The sequence below is a fragment of the Acidobacteriaceae bacterium genome (genome assembly GCA_035944135.1).
GTDB lineage: Bacteria > Acidobacteriota > Terriglobia > Terriglobales > Acidobacteriaceae > Granulicella.
The window spans coordinates 191,064-211,377 of sequence record DASZBM010000001.1; the positions used below are offsets into that span (position 1 = coordinate 191,064).

The following is a 20,314-nucleotide window of genomic DNA, read 5'->3' on the forward strand; positions in this document are numbered from 1 at the left end:
TGGCGCTGCAGTTGGGCAGCGCGGTGGTTCTGCTCTCAATGCATGGAACGCACTGAAACCGGAAGCTTGCAGGAAGTTTTTGGGTTGCGTCTAGTTCGTCGAGCGCCAGTGCTCCCCGTCGCTGCTGAGCCACGAGCCCTGCGCAGACGTCACCTTGAAGCTTTGCTCTGCCGTGAGGTTGAGACTAGTGACTGCCGACTTCTTCCATGGACCGTGTACTGCCTTCCATGGCTTGCCGGGTTTTTTGGAGACAAAGAGCTTGCCGGCTGTATCGAGGGCGACCGTGCGTATGCCGTTAGTCACACTGGTTTGCAGTGGTTGTTTGTCCGGCAGAATGGACTGCACCGATCTGGATACCGATGCGGATTCTGTGTCCATCGCAGGAGCCGCTGCCTGCACCTCAACCGTCTCCGAGACCGCGCCAACCGCAAGTTTCGGGTCGGCCTTTGCAAACTGAGTCGTGCCGACCTCAACTTCACGGACCTGTGACTTGAACCCGGGCGAAGAAATTTCCAGGCGATATTTGCCGGGCTCCAGAGAGCTGATGGTGAAGCGGCCCGCAGAGTCTGTGAATGTCTCGCGATGCATTGTTCCCGGAGTCTGGTCCAACGTGACTTTCGCATGCGGGATCGTCGCTCCAGCGGAATCCGTGATGGTGCCCATAATGCCGGGTGGCGCACCCGCAGAACGCATATAGGCCTGGCTGTAGGCATGGAGCGTCGCGCTAGGCGCCGCGGCCTTCGCTACTCCGCCGGACATGACCTGCGCGGACTGGCTTTGTTGAGGCGCCGCAGCCGGCGGGGCTAAGGCTAGGTAGGAAGCTCCATGGAGCGCCCTGTTATCCGCGGTCGCTTGCGGAGAGGCGGTCACGACCGGTGCTGCTGTCGTTGCTCTCGCTGCCATCGCCTCGTCCATGGTCTGCGGTTCCTTCAGGGCTGCCTCCGGCTTTGGAGGCATTTGTTGTGCCGGCGATGGCTTTCGCGGCACGTGCGGATTCGGCTGGGCCGGGGCCGGTCGGTCGGTCGGCGCTGTGGCTGCGAGCGGCGCTGGCGGAATGACAGACGATCGAGACGCCATCTGAATCTGTGTCGATGGTTTGCTCTGGCGGGTGTGGTGGAGGAACAACACAGCGATTACAAGAGCCGCGAGCGTGGCGCCTCCCAGCGACAGCACCGGCCACCATGGCAACGAGAACATATGCGCCGGCGCGGACACAGGCTCGTTTTCCGGCAGCGCCATGCCGGCCAGAAAAGCAACCTCGCGGCAATGCGCGCACTCGGCGAGATGCTGCAGGCAGAGCGCGCGCTCCGCTGCCGGCAACGCGCCTTCTGCGAACGCAGCAAGCTGGTCTGCGTCTAGGTGCGATTCGGATTGTGGCCTTGTCGTCATTCGTTTTGCCGTTTGTGCGCGCCCTTCTCTGAGAACGGAGGTCCGGTGGCAGTTTGCAGAATTTTTCGCAGGTTGAGACTCAAGTCTCCCGGGTCGACACCCAGCGCTTCCTCCGCCGCCGCCTTCTTCAAGCCGCGGTGTTGAAGCTCGCGAAGCAGCTGTTTGCGAATGGACTCGGTGAGCCGCTTGAGTTTGCGGCTGACGGTCGCCTCATGAACACGAAGCAGACGCCCAATCTCCAGAAGCGTTCGGCCGTCGAGAAAGTATGAGGCCAAGAGAAAGCGCTCTTCCGATTCGAGCGAGCGCAGAGTTGCGTGAATGGCCGATTCCAGGCGCAAACGCGTCGCGTCTTCGGCCGGAGGCGAGGTTTCCGCCGGCGCTGGAAAGTCAGTCTCCTCGAGAGAAGCTTCGCGATGCGTGCGTCGGAAACGGTCGACATAGTGCTGTGCCAGGGTCGCACGGAGCCAGCCCATCAGCGATCCGCGGCCACTGTAGGAGGCCAGGGGTGAGCGGCGTTGTCCCTCGCGATCCTTCAAGCCGAAGAGTTCTGCGTACAGAGAGTCGGCGAGTTCTTCTCCTATCGACGATGATTTTGAAATGGCAATCGCTGCCTGTTTGAGCGGGCCGCGATACGCTCCGATGAACTGCGCCCAGGCTGGTTCATAACCACGCGCGCAGGCCTGCGCAAGCGCAAGATCTCGAATGTGCAGCCCGCGAAGGTAAGTCGCCGTGCTGGTGCCCTCCGGACGCCGGGTGGCCGCCGCTCCGATCATCGCGGCAAACTGATCGAGCGTCCAGCCGAGCTGCGCGCCTCCGCAGCTCGAGTAGAGCTCTTGGATGAGTTGTGTTTCAGGAGCCGCAATGACCAGCCCAGCTTCGTGTTGCAGCGTCTCGGCTACGTCCACCGGTGAGGTTGGCTCCACGTTACTCACGATCATGGAACGGAAGTATCGATCTGTCCAGTTTTGACGCCCCATGAAGTCAATCGGTACGACCAGGTGCCACAGGCTGTAGCCGAAAACGCGCTTCACTATTGGGTTCCAATTCGTAATTGCGGAGTGCGAAACAAGGGTTGGCCCTGATACCGGCCAATCGGTTGTAATTTATTAGCGAGGGCCAAACTTCTTGAGCTACCGTTTCCGGCTATATCTCTCATTCCTGCTCTTTGCTGCCGCATTTCTCTCGCCGATGCGATCCGCTTCGGCCGAGACTCAGCCTGCCGCAACAAAGCCTCCCGCCCTCTTGCTTGGCGCCGCCTGGTATCCGGAGCAGTGGCCGGAGTCTCGCTGGCCTGCTGATATCGAGCTGATGCAGAAAGCCCATCTGCATATGGTGCGCGTGGGCGAGTTTGCCTGGACCGCAATGGAGCCGAGCGAAGGAAAATACGACCTCGACTGGCTGGAGCGTGCCATCAATCTTGCCGGACAGCATGGCATCTATACCGTACTTGGCACGCCTTCCGCCGGACCGCCCGTGTGGATGGAGAAAAAATACCCGGACATTATGGTCACAGACGAGAACGGGAAGCTGTTCACGGGTGCGACGCGTAATCACGGCAACTGGAATAGTGAGCGGTATCGCGGTTTCGTCCGCGAGATCGACGAACGGCTGGCGGAGCGATTCGGCCACAATCCATACGTCATCGGCTGGCAGATCGATAACGAGTTCTCGAAGCAATCGTTCGACGCGGACACGCAGGCGCAGTTTCATCATTGGCTGGAGCGCAAGTACGGCTCAATCGCAAAGCTGAACGCCGCGTGGACTACTGCCTACGACAATCAGACTTACTCGAGCTTCGATGAAGTTCCGCTCGTCAATGGTGCGGTCGACAACAACCCTGGGCTGTGGCTCGACTCGAAGCGCTTTATTACGGACTCGCTGCATTCGTTTGAGCGCATTCAGATCGATGCGATCAGGAAGTATGCCGATCCGCAGCAGAAGATCACCACGAATTTGATGGGCTGGTATGACCTCTTCGATCATTACGAGATCGCGCGGGATCTCGACATTGTTGCCTGGGACAACCCGCAGGTGCAGGGGGCATATTTCCCGATGCAGAATGGCGCTGTCCATGACCTGATGAGGGGCCTGAAGGGTAGCGGCGACTACTGGGTGATGGAAACCACCGCCGGTCCGCGAGGCGGAGGCAATGCGAGCGCCATGCTGCGCAAGGGCGAGATGCGCGCCGCCATCTGGGAATATGTTGGGCACGGCGCCGACCTCGTAAGTTACTGGCAGTGGCGCGACGCCCTGAACGGCGGCGAGGCGAATCACGGCGCTCTTGTTGATGTCGATGGCGCGCCGGATCCAATCTATAGCGAGTACGCGCAGGTCGGAGCGGAGTTTGAGAAGGCAGCTCCGGCGCTCGCTGGCACCCATGCGCACGCCGAGGTTGCGCTTCTGCATTCGTATCCCAGCCGCTGGGAGATGAACTGGCAGAAGATGACACCGGAATATGATCCGATCGCAGAACTGATGAGCTACTACACGCCTCTGCGGCAGCTCGGCTACAGCGTGGACATCGTTCCGCCGGACCGCGATCTGAGCCACTACAAGCTGGTCATCGCGCCCGGGTTGATGGTGCTCCAGCAGTCAGAAGCCGAGAACCTGACGCGGTATGTGAAGGGCGGCGGACACCTTGTACTCGCTCAGCGCTCCGGCATGAAGGATGACAATAATTCGCGCTGGCCGCAGCGTCAGCCTGGTCCTCTGGTGGATCTTCTTGGCGCTCGTGTGGAGCAGTACATGACACTCAACGAGCCTGTTGCGGTGGACGGCACGTGGGGATCTTCCTCTGCGAAGCTATTCGCCGAGCAGCTCAAGGTTATGAGCCCGGATACGAAGGTGCTGATGCGCTGGAAGGCGCCGAACTCCTGGCTGGATGGCGAACCGGCAGCAGTGACGCGCAACGTCGGCCAGGGCTCTATTGCCTATGTCGGCGCCTGGATGGACGACTCCGCGACGAAGCGAGCTGTCGATTGGATGCTGAACAGCAGCGGCGCACGCCTTGACCTCTTCCCTGTTCCTGCCGCGGTCGAGGTCTTTCACCGCGCGGGTGCTGGTAAGGATGTGTTCATCCTGGGCAACTACTCAACCTCTGCCACGAGCGTGAAGCTTCCAGAGGCTATGGAAAACGTGCTCACAGGCAGCCGCTCCGGCAGCGTCGATCTACCGCCGTTTGGCATAGCTGTGCTTTTGCAGGCACCGACCGCTGCGAGATAGTTGGCTCTAGAAGACGTACTTCGCGGATAGTTGGAAGAAGCGCCCGTTCGGCGTGTCGAGTTGCAATTGGCGCGCGGTCGTAATCTGGCCGCCCGCCGTGTTGTTGCTCGCCGTGCTGGGTTGTCCGAGAATCGGCGTGTTCATGAGATTGAAGACGTCCGCGCGCAGTTCAAAGTACTGCGACTCGAACGTGTGGAAGTGCTTGAACAGGGACATGTCCAGCTTGCGGAAGCCCGGGCCATAGATCTGATCAGCGCGGCCGCCGAGGAAGAGCTTCGCAACAGCGTCGGTGGTCGGCGCGTTCGACGACGGACTGGCCGTGTTCGTCGCAGCCTGGTAGTTGTTCAACTGCGATGCCGGAAGCGGATTAGAGAAAGCACAAGGGTTATACCAGTGCGCGTGCGTATGCGTAGCAGTTGCGCATGTAATGGACGGGTTCGTGGGGTTGGGAGAGCCGCCTGCACCGAACGGATCACTGACCGCGAAGGCATACGTGGTGCCACCCACAACATTGGTCTGATTCGAAGTGCTCACAGAAAACGGATTGCCTGTCTGCGCCTGGAAGGTGACATTCGTCGACCATCCGCCCAATAACGCATCGGCAACGGCGTTGCTGTGGCTGAGGAACGCTTGACCACGTCCGAACGGCAAACTATAGAAGCCGTTGAACGTGAAGCGATGGCGTGTGTCTGAGACGTCGTTCGTCATGTCCTCGCGGATCGGAATGATGTTTGCGTCCCGGTATCCGATGCCATCGAGCGGGTTGGATGAATCCGTCAGCGCATGAGACCAGGTGTAGTTGGCGCTGAAGTCCAGGCCATGGGACAAACGCTTTTGCAGTTTTGCTTGCAACGCGTTGTAGGAGGATTCGCCGACATAAAGCAGGTTGCTCGATCCGCCAAAGTCCGGGAATGGAAGATACTGCTGGTTGCTGCCGGATACGAGCAGCCTCATCGTTGCATTGGAATTGAGTCCGGTCGGCAGATGGCGCGCTACGGTGCCGACGTAGCTCAGTGTGAAGACAACGTTGTTGGAAAACGCCTGCTCCACTGCCAGGTTGTAATCCATCGCGTAGGTAGTCTTGATATTCAAGCTGGTGCCGACAAGGCCGGGCGTCGAAAACGCACTTGTAAGGCCTTGAGCAATCAGGCTGGAGAAGCCTTGCTCGAGAGTGTAGCCATTGTTCGCGCAGGGGTTGCCCACAGTGCAGTTTGTTCCGCTGGGGACCGGGAAGCTGTCGCTGAACAGGAACGGGTAATTCGTCGCCAGGTTTTCAGCCGCACCGGCCTGCTGCTGCCCCTGGTAGAACAGCCCATAGCCGCCACGCACCACAGTTGTCGAGTCCGGCGTGAAGGCAAAGCCAACACGCGGCGCAAAGTTGGCACTGCTGACATTGGTGAGCCGCACGTTGTTCGTGTACTGCAGCGCGATATTGTCCTTTGCGAGGGTTGACACAAACAGTGGGTTCAAGGGATAAGCGTTCTGGTCTTGCGCTGGAAGCAGATAAACTCCCGAACCAGTACCGACACCTGTGCTATTGGCATAGAAGTTTCCCTGTTTGCCAATCATCTCCTTGTACGGCTGGAAGTATTCGTAGCGCACACCTAGATTCAGCGTGAGCTTGCGGGTCGCTCGCCAGTCATCCTGCACATACCCGGCCGGAAGGACGCCCGCGTCGTTGAACGTGCCGTAGGGGCTGATGGAGCCGCCGGACATGTTGTCGGTCAGGAAGTCCGCGACACCACTTCCAGTATTGGCCGTGCCTGGCTTCGACGTGATGCTGCCGTTATAGGTGTACGCCGGGTGCGACGAGGGAGGCTCCAGAACAAAGGAGCGGATTGCCTGATACGAGAACCCGAGACGAAGCGAGTGATTTCCCAGCGTCCAGGAAACGTTATCGAGCAACTGGTACTCGTCCGCATACTCTAGCTCGGGACGATACGCGTGCGAGCCGAAACTCGCGATGCCGCCGCCACCCGAGATCGTCGTCGTCGGAAGGCCGCCGTTCAGCGGAGCGCTCGGTCCTTCGGGAACGCCGCCCAGCCCGAGGCTAGATGCCGCATTCGGGTTGTTGAAACCCGGATTGAGGATGCCGAAGTGGCTGTAGTTGAAGGCGTAGCGAATCTCATTCACGATCGTTGGCGAGAATGTGTGAGTTTCACTCACCAGGAAATTATTGCCGTAATTGATCTGCGTTCCGCTGACGTTGCTGGACCCATTGCCACCGCCGCCGTCCAGCAATGGACCAAGCGGTGCTTCGTTGGCGCCGCGCGAGTTCAGGAAGCTGAACCGGAAGAATGCCTGGTCCTTTGACGTCGGGTTGTAATCGGCGCGCGCGTCCCACTGCCACACATACAGGGGCTGCTTCAGCGAGTAGTTATAGTTCTGATTGTCCAGACCGAACTGAGTCGAGTTCGGCAGCGGGTAGGCGTCCAGCACCTTCTGCGCCGCCGAGCTGATCTGGTTCATGCAAAGCACATTGTTGCCGGTGGGGTTCGCCGCAGTCGCGCGTGCGGCGCAGGTCAGCGGCGTGATATTGTTCTGCGGCTCATAGAGCTGAATACCTTTGGCCGCGTTCAGGTTTGCAGGAACCAATAATTCGCTGAAGTCGCCGGTGCGCTCAAGCTGCGTCGGCACCGTGAGCGGTGACTGCGGAACCTGAATGATGATGCGGTTGTCCTGCGCGTCGCCAAAGAAGAACAGCTTGTCTTTGATGATAGGAAAACCTACCGTCCCGCCAAAGAGATTCTGACGATATTCCGGCGTTTTCTGCCCAAACGACGATGGCTGCCAGTCATGCGTGTCGAGGTAATCGTTCCGGAGATATTCCCAAAGATCGCCGTGCACTTTGTTGGTGCCGCTTTTCACACTGGCCTGCACCAGCGCGCCCGCAGAGTGACCGAACTCGGCACTGTAGTTCGAGGTGGAGACCTGGAACTGCTGCAGCGCATCAGGCGGCGGATTGATCACGTAGCTGGCGCCACCAAGGAAGTCCGGAGTGACCGCGTTGTTGTCCACCCCATCGAGTACGAAGTTATTCTCTTCGGGGCGCATGCCATTTGCGCTGAAGTCTCCCGTGCCTTTGGCGCGCGATCCATTGGCCGGGGTCGTGCCCGCGCTTAGCTGGGCAAGGTAGATGGCGTTACGGCTGTTCAGCGGCGTGTCGTTGATCTCCCGCGTCGTGAAGGTCTGCCCCGTGGAACTATCCTGAGACTGAAGCAATGGCGGAGCGGACGTGACGGTCACCGTCTCGCTCACAGCACCGGGCTTCAAAGTAATATTCAAGTTCGCCCGTTGACCGATATTTACAGCAATATCCTTCTGCGTAATCTGCTCAAAGCCCTGCGCCTTCACCGTCACGGTGTAGGTTCCGATCTTGATCGGCGAAAACACATACACGCCGCTCTCGTTTGCTTTAGTTGTTTGCGTGAACGACGTGTCGGGATTCATCAGTGTGACTTCAGCCCCAGCTACAGCTGCACCTGAAGCGTCCTGCACCACGCCGGTGAGTGCACCTTGATCGAGAAATTGCGCTCTTGCGGTCAGGAAAGAGCCTAATGCGAGAGCGAAGACGATGATCGGAGTCACACGACGCAACAACAGGATCAAGAGGGATTTCATGCATGTCCTCGTGGGGGTTTAAGGGTCGAGACGTCCTGCTTCTCGACAAAATGGAAGCGCTCGAGCGTTGAATCAGCCATCGAGCGATCGCGATGATTACCACCAGCCGTCGCGTATGCGACCGAATTCGGAAACCACCGTATCTATATCAATCGATTGTTGTCAACCAGAATCTATTACTCGTCCGAATTCCGCCCTCAGCGCGAAAATTTTCATCTCCTCCTAAGAGAAATGCCCGCCGAAATGGCGGGCATCTTCTCTTCTTAATGCAGTCGGCTAGAAGCTGATTTTGGCCGAGAGTTCAACCTGTCGGCCAGGATTCGATCCATCGACTAGACCGAACAGACCGACCGAATTCGAGTAGCTGACATTAGGGCCGGTGGTGCGAACGCCATTGCACGCGCCGCAGGAGCTGTACTGTCCCCACCAACTTGCCGGCACGCTGAAGATCGGCGTGTTGGTGAAATTGATAAATTGCCCCGTGAGCTGCAGGTTGACCCTTTCGGTGATCGGAAAATGCTTGGTCAAGCTGAGGTCAGAGGTCTTCAGCCCCGGACCTCGCAGAGCACCGGTCTGGCAGTTGCCGAACTGATAATCCTGCACTTCAGTCACGGCCGCTGGATTGAGGTTTACCTTGCCGATGCTGCTGCCGATCTGCACAGTTTGCATCGGCACGCTTGTTGAGACACCCGAGACGCAATCGGGACGCGGGACGTAGGAAGGGGCCGTGAGTTGTGACGCTGCCAGGCCGTCCGTCTTTTGATCTCCCATGTAGGAGCCGGCGAAGGGCGTGATGCCGAATCCCGTATGGAAAGTGACGTCTCCCGCCACCTGCCAGCCGCCGATGACCTGATTCACCAGTCCGTTAACGTTGTTGCCAAGTGCTTTCCCATGACCGAACGGCAGGTTGTACACGGCATAGCCGGCGAAGTAGGAAGCTACGTCGGTTGTGCAGCGTCCCCAATCGCCCTTCGGGTCGTATTCATTCTGGAAGAAGTTCTGCGTAGCCTGCGTCTGCGATTCGCCGATGCCTTCTTCATCACCGTATGAGCCGAAATAGCCGAGATTATTGGTCATGCACTTCGACCACGTGTACGAGAACTGATAGTCCAGGCCATGGAACTCTCGCTCAGACAGCATCGTCTGCAGTGCGTTGTAGCGAGATATACCGTCGGAATTGTTGTAGCGTGCCTGCCCCACACCAGCAGCAACCAGCTTCGTCATATAAGGGCCCGGAATAACCTGGTGTGTCTGTGTGAGCACCTTCTGGTTGTACCAATAGATGTCGGCTAGATGATCCGTCTTATTCCCCACGTATCCGATGGTCACCGTCGTGTTGCCGCCAAACTGGTGTTCAAACGTTGCGTTCCATTGTTGATCGACAGCGGGTTGAAGATGCGGGTTCGTCGCGTGCGTCACCGCACCCGCAACGCAGTTTGCTGCCAGAGCCATTAACTGTGCAGCGGTGCACGCGGAGGAGAACGTTGAGTAACCTTGGTCCAGCGTCGTTTGCGGCAACGCTGTTGAGATAACGTTGTTGATGTTCGTGTCAACCACATTGGGTGGGTTCACCACGGCCATGTTGTTGACGCCGTTTCCTTCCATGTACGACGAAATGTCATACGCGCCACGGAAGACCGAGCTCTTGTCCCAGCCCGGCCGCCACGAGATGCCGAAGCGCGGCTGGAAAGTGTCCGGCCCTTTGTAGGTGTCGTAGTTCGTTCCGATCTCCGGCGTGCCCGTCACGAGATCGAAGTTCACATTGTTGTTTGAGTTCTTGTCTCCGCGCGCCGTGGTCACCTCATAGCGCAGCCCGGCGATGATCGTCACACTGGGCGTCACCTTATAGGTGTCGGTGGCAAAGCCCGCGAACAGGCTGTTGCGCAGGTGGAAGTTCAGCGGGATACCCTGCTGCACGCCGCTCGGAAGACCGAGCACGAAATCGGCAAACGCGTTTCCGGACGAGGTGCCTGGCTTGTTCGGATCGCCGATGTTGCCTGTGTATTGGCCGGAGAAGGCGAACTGACCCGACGCGCCGCCGTTGCCGGGGTACACGTCGTTCATCATGTACTTGTACCACTGGAATCCAGCATGGATCTCGTGTCTGCCGCGAGTCCAGGTGATGTTGTCACTCAATAAGATTGTGTGGTCGTGGAAGATCTCGACTCCATTTGAGCTTCCGATCGCCTGAAAGCCGAAGTTCATCAGCGGCAGAATGCTTCCAGGAACTGAGGGAATATTGAATTGCTGTGGAAGATTCCCTCCCGACGCGTTGGTATAGATCTGGTCATTCGCCGGAAACATCTGTCCGCCGAGGCGCGCTTCATTCACAAGCGTAGGTGTAATCGACCGGTCCCAGATCAGCACGCCATTCTTCAACGGATACTCACGGGTGAGGTTCGGCGTCAGCACATCCGATCCGTAGCTCGTCTGATTGATCGTGTACATCTGCGAATAGCGGCCGACAACATGATCTTTCGGCGAGAGCTGCCAATCGATCTTGAGATCGCCCTGCCAGCTGTGGATGTAGCCACTCTGGTAATAGGTCTGTTGCTCCTCCTGCTGTTTGAAGTACGGTGATGCGATGATTGCGGTCGCAACTTTGCTCGAGACCGGCACCTGATTGTTCAGGTACGGCTGACGATTGCCCGGAGTGACGCCCGCGGCAGGTTGATAGAGTTGCAGCGCCGAATTTGTGCATAGGCCACTCACGAAGCTGTCTCCCTGGCTCGTACAAAGAGCGCTGAAGTCGCCGGTGAGAAACCCGCTTTCCGAAGACGGAATGACATTGTTGGTCTGCGCAGTCTTCGGTGTGTTGTTGATCATCCCCTGAAAATCCATAAAGAAGAAAAGTTTGTCTTTGAAGATAGGACCGCCGAGTGTCCCACCGAATTCATTCCACTGAAGTACCGGCCGTGGCAGCGTACTCACAGTGCCGACTCCTGTGAGGAACGCGTTCGCCTTGTTCTGCCATGAGTTCGCGTCCAGAATCGTGTTGCGGAAGTATTCATACACGTTGCCGTGGAACTGGTTCGTGCCCGACTTGGTCGTCTCTACGATGACGCCGCCGATGTAATTCCCGTAGTCCGCAGGCGCATTGCTCGTGATGATGTTGAAGTTCTGAATAGCATCAGGATTCGGCACGTAGGCAACGTCATTGTTATCCGCCTGGTTCACGTCCATTCCGTCCAGCGTGAAGTTGTTGTCCTGCTCACGTGCACCATTCACGTAGGGACGTCCGGTCCCGAACGTAGTCTGCGCCGACTGGAATGCGAAGATGTTCGGACTGATCACGCCCGGAGCGAGCAGCGTCAACTGGTTCACGTCCCGCGACGCAAGGGGAAGGTTCGCTACGGCGTTCGCATCAAGCAATGTAGAGATTTCCGTCGAATCCGACTGCAGGAGCGGAGGCGCGGTCGTCACCTCAACGGTTGCACTCGCCGCTCCCACGGCCAGGTGAAAATCGAGAGTCGCCACCTGGTTCACCGCGAGACTGAAAGCGTGGCGAATCTGGGTGGAGAACCCGGACGCCTCAACCCTGACCTCAATGTTGCCCACAGCCACCTGGGGGATGTCGTAGACGCCGGCGCCGCTCGTCTTGGTGCTCCACGTGGTCCCGCGGTCAACATCCCGGGCTGTCACCTTTGCGTTAGGAACCGCGGCGCCCGTCGGATCGAGTACGGTGCCGGTTATGGCTCCAGCTGACTGCTGAGCCAGGCTAGGCTGTGTCGCCCCCAACAGCAGAACGCCACACAGCGCGCAGATTCGAAGAAGGGAGTTAAGGATTTTCGGCGTCACGGTGATCTCCTCAGAGTCGTTAGTGCAACGCCCTCGGGCGCCTGCTCAGGATTGAGCAGCGCTCCAGTATTGAGGGAGGTTGACTTTGGACGTGGGGCCCTATGGCCGGCAGTGGTCGAGTGTCCACCGCACGGGGACAGCTAGGCGCGAATCACGCAAACATTTGCAGCTTGTCGCCTGCTGATTTCGCTCAGCAGAACCTGCAACGAAGTGAGCTTGCTTCGGTTCTCCGAAGCTCGGTTTTGATCAAACTAGCCCGAACTGCTCAAAAATTTGCCCGATTGGAGGAAATTTAGACCTATTTTGAGTTTTTTACAAGAGGAAAAACGATTATCTAGAAAGTTTTTTCAAAGCTCTTGGATCGCGCCACGACGACCAAATCACGCACGAATATCCGCCGCCCGGATCGTTAGCGCCGCTCGGCCAAGCTCTCACGCGAGGATGACTTCGATGCCTCTGGCTTCCAGTTCCTGACGCAAGTCGGGATCGATCCCCGCATCTGTGATCAACACGTTCACTTCCGAGACTGGACACATGACTGCCGGGCTCACATGCCCCAGCTTCGACGAGTCTGCTACGACGATCACCTTCTTCGCATTGCGCAGCATCGCGACCGAGACTGCAGCCTCGTCCCATTCAAGGGTAGTTAGCCCGCGCTGAAGATCGAAGCCCGTGACGGCAATGAACGCCTTGTCCATGTAGAAGTCGCTGAGAAATTCCACTGCTTGCTTTCCGGCTAGCGCAAACGTCCAGGCCCATGCAAGCGTTCCGCCGGTCAGCAGCGTTTTGATCGAGGGCTGGTTACAGAGTTCCATACCAATGTTCAACGCATTGGTGATGACAGTAATTCCCTTGCGGTGTCGCAGCGAGCGCCCCACTTGGGTCGTTGTAGTGCCGGCGGTCAGCCCGATGATGTCCTTTTCGCCGACCAATTCTGCCGCGGCAAGACCGATGCGACGCTTCGCCTCCGCCGCGCGCCGCTCACGCGACTGGAACGAAGTGTCGTGGCGGAACGGCTCATAGAGCAACGGCTCCACGAGCGCCGCTCCACCGTGCGTCCGCAGGATCAACCCGCGTTTCTCAAGGCGTGCTAGGTCGCGACGGATGCTCGGAGCCGACGTCGAAACTTCGTCAGACAGCTCTTTGACCGTAACCTCGCCGGCCCGGAGCAAAATCTTCATGATCTGATCGCCGCGCAAATCAATTTTTTTGGACATGGGATTGGAGAGTGTCGTCCAGCGGCCCGAACTTCGTCGGATTCTTTATATATCCGTGAGGGCGATTCTGATCAAATGCAACGAGAACAATCACTGAGAATCGCCGAAAATACCCGCTTTGTTCCTTTTCACTTCCTTCCCTGAACGCTGAGTCTCGTCCCCAGACCAGCTTGTGTGCAAGAGACTTCGGGAGAGCAATCAATCTCGGTGAGCACATCGTGCTCCAGGTTTGCTTCACAGCTATCGACGCTCGTACCGTGAGCCAAACCTCCGTTGACACCAAATTGTTCCCCTCCTACAGTGAATACAATTCAGCCTGCACATCCCTTCGGACAGCACTTGGGCCAACCCGCACCTTCGCACCTTGGTTGATCTGGGGGTTAGCTATGCGATTCAGCTTGATGGGGCTCTGTTGTCTTCGGAACTACAGGACACACGTTGAATCACGAGCTATAAAGACGTGCTCTTCGGTAGCCGCTTTCCTTCTTCTGGTTGCGTTCAGCCACGCCTCCTATGGGCAGGCTCGAGGAAGCTTCTCCGGGAACATTGTTGACAAGGCTGGAGCCGCTGTTCCAGGCGCTTCCGTCACGGTGACGGCACAGAGTACCGGGCTGGTTCGTACTGTGAAAACCGATGGCGCCGGACATTACGAAGCTCCGTTGCTTCCGGTCGACCGGTATGACGTACGTGTCGATGCAAGCGGCTTCCAGAGTACGGAAACGAAGGGTCTGCAGCTTCAGGTTGACGAGGCTCGTGAGCTCGATTTCAAGCTCAGTCCGGCAACGGTCGCGACCACAGTGGAGGTCTCAGGTGCTGCCGTCACCATCGAGACAGCCAACGCTTCTCTGGGACAGGTGGTCACTGCTCAGGAGGTGGCACAGCTTCCGCTGAATGGCCGCGATTTCGTTCAGCTCGCCACGCTCACGGCGGGCGCCACGGCCGAAACCAATCCCAACAGCTTTTTCACTTCAGGTAGCGACAGCGAGGTAGCTGCTCGCGGATCGTATTCGCTATCTGTGGGTGGGTCGCGTCCCAACAGCACCGACTGGTTGCTCGACGGTGTGGACAACAACGAGCTGACCGCAGGCGGCATCGGCGTGTTTTCCTCGATCGACGACATCCAGGAATTCAAAGTCCTCACCTACACCTACTCCGCCGAGTTTGGAACACGCGCTGGACCTACTGTTCTGGTCAGCACAAAATCGGGATCGAACAACTTCCATGGATCGCTCTTCGAGTTCGTCCGCAACACCGACCTCGACGCAAAAGGCGACTTTGACACGACAACCCCGAAGTTCAATTTGAATCAGTTTGGCGGCTCCATCGGAGGTCCGATCCAGCACAACAAGACGTTCTTCTTCGTGGACGCCGAACAAAAGTATCAGCGCGAGGGAATCACCTTCACCGGTCTGGTCCCTTCACTCGCCATGCGCGGCGGCGACTTCTCCGCCGATCCGTTCGGCAATCAGCTATCTGGAATCGGCGCTAGCTTTGTTCCCGTAATTGCGAACCCCAATATGGTCGGCGCAGCCAATCCGTACTTCCAATGCAACGCCAGCACCGGCAATCCCCTGCCCGCGAACGCCGACGGTAGCCAGCCCACGGGAGCCAACTGCAACAAGATCCCATCGAACCTGATCAACAGCGTTGGCCAGGCGATGATCAATATCTATCCTGCACCGAACGCCAACAATGCCACCGCGGGATACAACTACGTGAACGAGCCGGTCCGCAGCCTGAACGAAACCAAATTCGATGTTCGGCTCGACGAGACACTCACCACCTCAGACAACCTCTTTGCCCGCTTCAGTTATGACCAGGCGTTCTCTTTCGTGCCCGGTGGCGCACCCACTCTTGCCGAATCCAATCCCTTCGGCAGCAATGAAAACCTTATCAACCACGCACGAAACATCGGCCTCGGCTGGAGCCACGTATTCTCGCCCACCACACTCAACCAGGCGTCCTTCGGGTACGACCGCATCTTCGATTACATCGCCTCGCTCGGTAACTTCACCTGCGAGTCGACCAAACTTGGAATTGCGAACGCCGATCTCGGCTGCTCCTCCGGCGGATCTCCAGTGTCCGGCGGCTCGTACAGCCAGGGTTTGGTTTCAACAGAATTCACCGGCGGCTATTGGGCTCTCGGCGATCGCGGCTACTCCCCATTTCAGGGCGGAACGAACATCTTCTCCTTCAAGGATGATCTCGACCTGATCCGCGGTAAGCACGACATACATGCCGGCATCGATCTCCGTGCCAATCAGATGAATGTCGGCACAGCAGCTTTCGGAGCCGGCTTCTGGCTCGTCGGTACGTTCGGAAACTTCACCGGCGTCGGTTCGGCCGCCGGCAATCCCGAGGCCGACTTCCTGATGGGGATTACGGGAGGGGCCATCCATGACCAGACATACGACGGCGCAGTCACCGGGCGCCGCTGGAAGATCATAAGGCCCTTCGTCGAGGATGACTGGCGCATCCTCCCGTCCCTCACACTCAACCTCGGCCTTGCCTATGACATGACGACTCCCATCACCGAGATCCATAACCGGATGTCAGATTACATACCCTCGACCGGACAGCTTCTTATCGCCGGCCAGAACGGAGTCAGCAGATCGGCCGGCATCAATATGTACTGGGGCGCGTACGAGCCCCGCGTAGGCTTGGCCTGGAAAGTTTTGGGTAGCGACAAAACAGTTCTCCGCGCGGGCTTCGGCATTTATCACGATTCGACTTGGAACCAGGGCGCGCAGGGCCTCTGGCAAAACCCGCCTAACCTCGGCGAGTCTGATCAATTCCCCACTACCTTCTCGGCGGGTTGCGCCTTTGCGACCTCATACTGCGCCGTCACTCTCGGTCAGACACCCGAGTTGAGTTTCAACCTCACCAGCGGCTTTACCCCGCTGCCCACGCCGCAGAACGCGAGCACATTCGTCGGCACGTTCGTCTACGAGCCCACCAACTTCCAGCCAGGCAGGGTTCACCAATACAACGCCGACGTCGAACGCCAGCTGCCCGGCGATATTTTGCTCACCGCTGGCTATGCCGGTGCCGTTGGCGGCCACATCCTGGTAATTGGCAATGATCTAAACACCAGCAGCCCCTCTGGTTGTGGAACCATTCCCGGCTATACGCTCGGCTGCCTGCCCGGCGGCGCGCCTTACATCTATCCCTACAACCCTCCGAACTTCAACGCGATCCTGCTCTATGGCGATCCGGGCAAAACCCACTACAACTCACTGCAGGTGAAAGCTGAGACCAAGACGCCCAAGCACGGTCTTTACGCGCTCGTCGCTTACACCTACTCGCGCACCTACGACAACGGTCTATCCGACGGCCTGGGTTCGGAACTGAGCGCGCCGTATTTCCCACTACCCAACTGGCAAAATCTCGATTGGTCACTGTCGCAGATCAACCTGGACCACAGCTTCACCGGCAGCATCATCTATGACCTTCCCATCGGCAAGGACAGAGCGTTCGGAAGCAACTGGAACTCTGCGACCAACGCAATTCTCGGCAACTGGCAGGTCACGTTGATTGAAAGAATCTCCTCCGGTTTCCCCGTTCCGCTGATCGACAGCAATAACCAGTCGGGCACCACCTTCAACACCGGCGGTGACGATTTCAACTACAACCGGCCCAACCAGGTCGCCGGCTGCAATACGAATCCCTCAAATCACAGCCAGTACCGCTATATCAATGCTGCTTGCTTTCCCGCCGCGCCTGCAGGCGAGCTAGGCAATGCCGCACGCGTCCCCGTTTCCGGACCCGATTTTGTTAACACTGACTTTTCGTTGATCAAACAATTTGCTTTGCCTCGGGAGGCCGGGTTGAACTTCCGCGCCGAGTTCTTCAACCTCTTCAATCACCCCCAGTACGGCTCGCCGATCGCCGACATCAATCAGGTGGGATTCGGCTCGGTGAATTCAACTGTCAACAATCCACGGCTCATTCAGCTGGCGTTGAAACTGACCTTCTGATCAGTCGCTCTTCTTCATCACGCCGGCGAGATCGGCGTCGCGAGACAGCGCTCGAAATGCTCCACAAACTCAGCCACATGAGAGCCATCCACTAGTCCGTGGTGTACGTGAATCGAAACAGGCATCGTGCAGCGGCCACCAGCTTCCGTGATCTTCCCGAAAGTAATCTTCGGCGCCGAGTCGCGCCGGACGACGTCCGTCGCATGCGAGATCGACGTAAAGTCGAACCATGGCAGAACCGAATAACGGATCAGGTTCTGCTCCGGATAACGCTCGAGATCACGTCTGCTCTTAACTCGATCTATCGCCGCAGAAGACTCACTCACAAATTCGATCAGATCCTGGTAATAGGGATGATGAGCGAATCCGATCGTTCCATTGGGCCGTCCCACCGCACTCCCACCATGAATCACGTCGTAGATCCAAACTGAACCATCGACTACCCGCGTTTTGAAGTTCTCAACCTGCTGAGCTGCCACCAACGATCGATGCATAAGCGAGAGGAACACAGACCGCCCGTGATCTTTGGCGTACCGGAATGTCTCCGTGCAATCGATGCGTAAGCAAACGCCATGATAGGGTTCGCTGAAGTTATTGAAGAATTCGAAGAGCGGCCGCCGCTCCCACGTCTCCAAATCAATCTTGATCGCATCGGTCGTGAGTGTCTGTTTCATCCGTCACGAAGAACATTCAGCGTAGAGCGAACTCCTGAAGCCCGAATGTAACGCGGCCAGGGAAGCTCTCACACAGTCTACCTTCGCTGCCGCCAGAGGCACACAACCGACACCCAACGAGGTCGGCAGTATCATAGCGACCGTCGGAGAACTCTCTGGCCTTCCGGAAAGATCGACAAGCTCAACAATTTATCCGCCGACAGCTTCTACTCCGTACTCGAAGGTCAGGGGATCGTTCCACCCGAGCGCATTCGCCCCTCCAAGAAGCAGTAATCTGTTCAGCAGTCACGGCCGTTTAGCCGTCGCCGCCGCGCTTCCGCTGAGTGCGGCATACATCTGCAGTTGTTTCTCTGCATCAGCCGTCCGATGAGCCGCGGTATAAGCTTCCGCCAGCGCGTGATGAAACTCTTTATTATTCGGCGACAGCCGCACCGCGGCCTCAAGCTCCGGAATCGCCTGCGCCGAATTGCCCCCAGCCAGCTCTATTCTGCCGAGATCATAGTGCGCCTCGCCATCCTGCGGACTTAGCTTAATCGCAGCCGCAAGCTCCTCAACCGCGCGCCTGGAATCTCCTTGCCGATCAAATGCCTCTCCTAACGCGCGATGAACATCCACAACATCGGAGTGGGCTCGCTCGATCGCGAGCAGCCTTTCTGTGCCCGCACCAATCTCTCCACTCTCCACAAGCGACTCCGCATACGCATATTCCACCTGCACCGCAAGATCTGTCCGCTGCATTACTGGCTTCAGCGTCTCAACACAGTCGGGATACTTGCCGGACAAAAATTGACTTAGACCCAGCACACTCCTTCCGCCAACATCATCCGGGTGCGATTTGACATAACGCGACAGCGGCGCAATCGCAGTAGCATACTGGCCCCCTGCAAACGCCGCTCGTCCCCAGTTATAGTCGAGCCCCTCAAGCGATGGGTCCCACTCCGATGCGCGCTCAAAGTAAGTCGACGCGGAGGAATAATCATTGTTCGTCGCGGCGATAGCACCTAAATTGTTGTAACTATCAGCCACCGCAGGTTTCACCTTCTCCCGCATTGCTTCGACCCTCCGCAGCGCGGCCTGATCTTCTCTTCCCGCGGTCACAACCGCTGATGCAGCCGCAGATGTGTCCTCTGCTCCCGCTGTATCCATCAGTCCCGAGAGCTTGCTCTTGTCCTGCGCCAGAGTTCTGTCGGCCAGGTCTCGCTCAATCAGCATCTCCGCATGCGCCGCGTCCCGCTCTCCCTTCTTCATCAGAATTCTTCCCAGCACATAATGGGCCTTCTGCACCTGGTATCGATTCCGCGAAATATCTGTCGTTAGAGCAATGCTTTTCCGTAGCGCACCCTCCGCCTCATCCAGGCGATTCGTGTCAAAGTACATTTGCCCCAGATACAGATAAGCGTCGGGACTTTGCGGATCAAGCGAGATTGACTTCTTCAGATATCCCTCCGCCTCAGCGTAATTTCCCCGAGTTACAGCAATCTTTCCCAGTGCCGCATAAGTCACAGGATCCCGAGGAGAATTAACTAACTCTTTATTTAGTTCCGCCTCTGCGCTACCCAGAGGATCGTTTTCATTTCCCGTTGCAAGCAACACCGCAGCCAGCAAATAATGCGCTCCCGGCAGACGCGGGTTCTCCTCGATCGCTCGTCGGAATTCCGCAACCGCTCTCGGCTGAAAGTCCGAATCGCCATACGCGCGCCCGAACGCCAGATGAATCTCCGCCGTATCCCCGAACGACCGCTCCATCTCGTCGAAAATCTGCACCGCACATTTTTCGTCATCGAGATCAAGACACGCGACCGCCAGGTCATAGCCGTTCGCGAAGGTTGGATCGAGCGCCACCGCCGTCTCCAACTCCTTCCGCGCCTGCTGATCCAGATTCAGCTTCAGCAGGGCGCGCCCAAGCAGCTGGTGCGCCTCTGCAAGCCGCGCACGATTCTCTGGATACTTCTCCACGAACTCCGACGCCAGCGTCCTCGCGTGAACAAAATCGCCGGACTTCAACGCCGCGCGCGCGTAGTCCAGAAGTAATGTGGGAGAGTTCGGCTCGAGCGCACGGGCCTCGTCAAACATCGGCGCGGCACGCGCGTAATCAGGCACCATCGCGTACCCAACCGCCAGTTCGCCGAGTGCGTCACCAAGAAACGCCCTGTATTGATCCGCGGCCTCAGTCAGCCTGCCGGCTCGTTGAAACGCCTGCGCTTGATCAAATCGTGTCTGCAAGCTTTGCTGCTTGCCCGAGTCCGGCTCGCCAGTCTGCCCCAAAAAATCTGCAGCAAAGATCAGCGCAAGACACACACACGCAAGCCATGCTCGGAGACACAGGATAGAGTCCCGGTTCGATGGCATACCGCCCTCGATCTGAAATCCTATCGCATCAGGCACACTTCTATTCTCGAACCCCTGCTGAACCATC

The 20,314-nt window shown here is 57.9% G+C and carries 9 protein-coding genes; 2 read left to right on the top strand and 7 right to left on the bottom strand.

Annotation, left to right across the window (positions count from 1 at the left end):
• Window positions 1–90 precede the first annotated feature (90 nt).
• Together VGU25_00685 and VGU25_00690 are read right to left on the bottom strand one after the other, a co-directional pair.
• Window positions 91–1,389 carry a carboxypeptidase regulatory-like domain-containing protein gene (locus tag VGU25_00685; GenBank protein ID HEV2575697.1) on the bottom strand — a complete coding sequence of 433 codons (1,299 nt, stop codon included), beginning with the start codon at window positions 1,387–1,389 and terminating at the stop codon, window positions 91–93.
• Entirely contained in the window at window positions 1,386–2,420 is a 1,035-nt protein-coding gene (locus VGU25_00690; GenBank protein HEV2575698.1) for a sigma-70 family RNA polymerase sigma factor, read from the bottom strand. Before VGU25_00690 ends, VGU25_00685 begins: the two co-directional genes overlap by 4 nt.
• Before the next feature lie 94 nt (window positions 2,421–2,514).
• Here VGU25_00690 and VGU25_00695 point away from each other — a divergent pair, with 94 nt between their 5' ends.
• Entirely contained in the window at window positions 2,515–4,611 is a 2,097-nt protein-coding gene (locus VGU25_00695; GenBank protein ID HEV2575699.1) for a beta-galactosidase, read from the top strand.
• 6 nt (window positions 4,612–4,617) lie between these two features.
• Here the strand turns inward: VGU25_00695 and VGU25_00700 are convergent, their stop codons facing one another.
• The 3 genes from VGU25_00700 to VGU25_00710 form a co-directional block, all read right to left on the bottom strand.
• Entirely contained in the window at window positions 4,618–8,232 is a 3,615-nt protein-coding gene (locus VGU25_00700; GenBank protein HEV2575700.1) for a carboxypeptidase-like regulatory domain-containing protein, read from the bottom strand.
• A 276-nt stretch (window positions 8,233–8,508) separates the two neighbouring features.
• Complete coding sequence (locus VGU25_00705) at window positions 8,509–12,030, bottom strand: TonB-dependent receptor (GenBank protein ID HEV2575701.1); 3,522 nt, start codon at window positions 12,028–12,030, stop codon at window positions 8,509–8,511.
• 431 nt (window positions 12,031–12,461) lie between these two features.
• Window positions 12,462–13,229, bottom strand: coding sequence for a DeoR/GlpR family DNA-binding transcription regulator (locus VGU25_00710; GenBank protein ID HEV2575702.1), 768 nt, complete (start codon window positions 13,227–13,229; stop codon window positions 12,462–12,464).
• A gap of 419 nt (window positions 13,230–13,648) precedes the next feature.
• Between VGU25_00710 and VGU25_00715 the strand changes: the two genes are divergently transcribed.
• Window positions 13,649–17,224, top strand: coding sequence for a carboxypeptidase-like regulatory domain-containing protein (locus VGU25_00715; protein ID HEV2575703.1), 3,576 nt, complete (start codon window positions 13,649–13,651; stop codon window positions 17,222–17,224).
• A gap of 17 nt (window positions 17,225–17,241) precedes the next feature.
• On the opposite strand, the gene VGU25_00720 is transcribed toward VGU25_00715, so the two are convergent.
• Together VGU25_00720 and VGU25_00725 are read right to left on the bottom strand one after the other, a co-directional pair.
• Window positions 17,242–17,898, bottom strand: coding sequence for a CatA-like O-acetyltransferase (locus VGU25_00720; GenBank protein ID HEV2575704.1), 657 nt, complete (start codon window positions 17,896–17,898; stop codon window positions 17,242–17,244).
• 285 nt (window positions 17,899–18,183) lie between these two features.
• Complete coding sequence (locus tag VGU25_00725; GenBank protein HEV2575705.1) at window positions 18,184–20,121, bottom strand: tetratricopeptide repeat protein; 1,938 nt, start codon at window positions 20,119–20,121, stop codon at window positions 18,184–18,186.
• Between the last annotated feature and the right edge of the window lie 193 nt (window positions 20,122–20,314).